This is a genomic window from Streptomyces sp. 150FB (assembly GCF_000818195.1).
In the GTDB taxonomy this organism is placed as follows: domain Bacteria; phylum Actinomycetota; class Actinomycetes; order Streptomycetales; family Streptomycetaceae; genus Streptomyces.
The window spans coordinates 9,162,674-9,164,723 of the sequence record NZ_JTHL01000001.1 but is presented as its reverse complement, the minus strand read 5'-3'; the positions used below and the strand labels follow the sequence as shown (position 1 = coordinate 9,164,723).

The window sequence follows — 2,050 nt, the reverse complement described above, 5'->3', positions numbered from 1 at the left end:
CCCTGTGGGCCGGCCTCGGCGGCGCGCCCGCGGCTCAGGCCGCCGGCAGCGTCCCCACCCCCGCACACGTGGTCGTCGTGGTCCTGGAGAACCACGCCTACAGCCAGATCATCGGCAGTTCCAGCGCGCCGTACATCAACTCACTGAAGACGGGCGGCGCCAACCTCTCGGCGTCGTACGCCATCACCCACCCGAGCCAGCCCAACTACATGGCTCTGTTCTCCGGTTCCACTCAGGGCATCACAAGCGACAGTTGTTACACCCCCGGCTTCTCGTCGGCCGCGAACCTCGCCTCCGAGCTGACCTCGGCGGGCAAGACCTGGGGAAGCTACAACGAGACGCTGCCCAGCCAGGGTTCGACCACGTGCAGCAGCGGCGACTACGCGCGTAAGCACAACCCGTGGTTCGGCTTCAGCAACGTCTCGACGTCGTCGGCGCACACCTTCGCCCAATTCCCGACGGACTACAACCAGTTGCCGCAGGTCTCGTTCGTCGTCCCGAACCTCTGCAGCGACATGCACGACTGCTCGGTCGGTACGGGTGACACCTGGCTGAAGAACAACCTGGGCGCGTACGCGACTTGGGCGAAGACGCACAACAGCCTGCTCCTGCTCACCTTCGACGAGGACAACTCGCTCTCCGGCAACAAGATCACCACGGTGCTGTACGGGCAGCCGGTGAAGGCGGGTTCGTCGTCCTCGACGAAGTACACCCACTACAACGTGCTGCGCACCCTTGAGGACATGTACGGCACCTCGCATGCCGGCCAGGCCGCCGGCGCCTCCGACATCACGGGGATCTGGGCTTCCTGACGTGTATGTAGCAGACAGCCGCGGCACGCCGGCGGCGGCGCCCGCCCGGGCAACTCCCGGGCGGCGCGCCGCCATCGCCCCCACCGTGCTCGCTCTTGGATCCGTCAGTCTCATCACCGACGTCTCGTCCGAAATGGTCACCGCTGTCCTGCCGCTCTATCTCGTCGCCGGGCTCGGTCTCTCGCCGCTCGGCTTCGGCCTGCTCGACGGCGTCTACAACGGATTCAGCGCGCTGGTACGCCTGGTGGGAGGCCATCTGGCCGACCGGGGCGGCCGGTACAAGGCGGTCGCCGTCTTCGGCTACGGTCTCTCGGCGCTCTGCAAACCCCTGCTGCTGATGGTGAGTTCGCTGCCGCTGATCGGCGCCGTGCTGGCCGCCGACCGTACCGGCAAGGGGCTGCGTACGGCCCCGCGCGACGCGATGATCTCCCTCGCTTCGCAACCCGCCGCGCGGGGGCGGGCGTTCGGGGTGCACCGCGCGATGGACACGGCGGGCGCGCTGCTCGGGCCGCTGGTGGCGTTCGTGATCCTGCGGGTCGCCGCCGACGGTTACGACGCGGTGTTCACCGTGAGCTTCTGCGTGGCGGCGGTGGGCGTCCTCGTCCTGCTGCTCTTCGTGCCGAACAGGTCCGTCGCCGGCCCGGCCGCGCAGGCGGGCGCTGAGGTGTCGCCGTCGGGGAAGCCGGCGGCGGCCGTGTCGCTGCGCGCCGCGCTGCGGCTGCTGCGCGAGCGGGACGTACGCCGGCTCGCGGTGTGCGCGCTGCTGCTCGGGCTGGCGACGGTCAGCGACTCGTTCGTCTATCTCCTGCTTCAGCACCGACTCGGCGTGCCTGACCGCTGGTTCGCGCTGCTCCCGCTGGGTACGGCCGCGTCCTTCCTGCTGCTGGCCGTGCCGCTGGGGAGGCTGGCGGACCGGGTCGGGCGCTGGCCGGTGTTTCTCGGCGGCCACCTGGCGCTGCTCGCCGCGTACGGACTCATCCTGTCGTCCTGGGGCGGCGGCGCACTGCCGTACGCCGTCCTCGCCCTGCACGGCGGCTTCTACGCGGCGACCGACGGTGTGCTGATGGCCGCCGCCGCCGGCTGTGTCCCGGCCGAACTGCGCTCCAGCGGCCTCGCGTTGGTGCAGACAGGGCAGGCGGGGGCCCGCTTCGCCTGCTCGCTCGCCTTCGGCGCCGCGTGGAGCGCGTGGGGCGACCGTACGGCGCTGGGCGCGGCGGCCGTGGCGCTCGCGGTGTGCG

The 2,050-nt window shown here is 70.8% G+C and carries 2 protein-coding genes; both read left to right on the top strand.

Going from position 1 to position 2,050, the window contains the following annotated elements; genetic code table 11:
- The first annotated feature begins 2 nt into the window (after nt 1-2).
- Nucleotides 3-812 carry an alkaline phosphatase family protein gene (locus QR77_RS39255; RefSeq protein ID WP_052489427.1) on the top strand — a complete coding sequence of 270 codons (810 nt, stop codon included), beginning with the start codon at nt 3-5 and terminating at the stop codon, nt 810-812.
- A gap of 1 nt (nt 813) precedes the next feature.
- Nucleotides 814-2,050, top strand: a 1,237-nt coding sequence (locus tag QR77_RS39250; protein ID WP_173476406.1) for an MFS transporter, incomplete at its 3' end; no start/stop codon positions are given.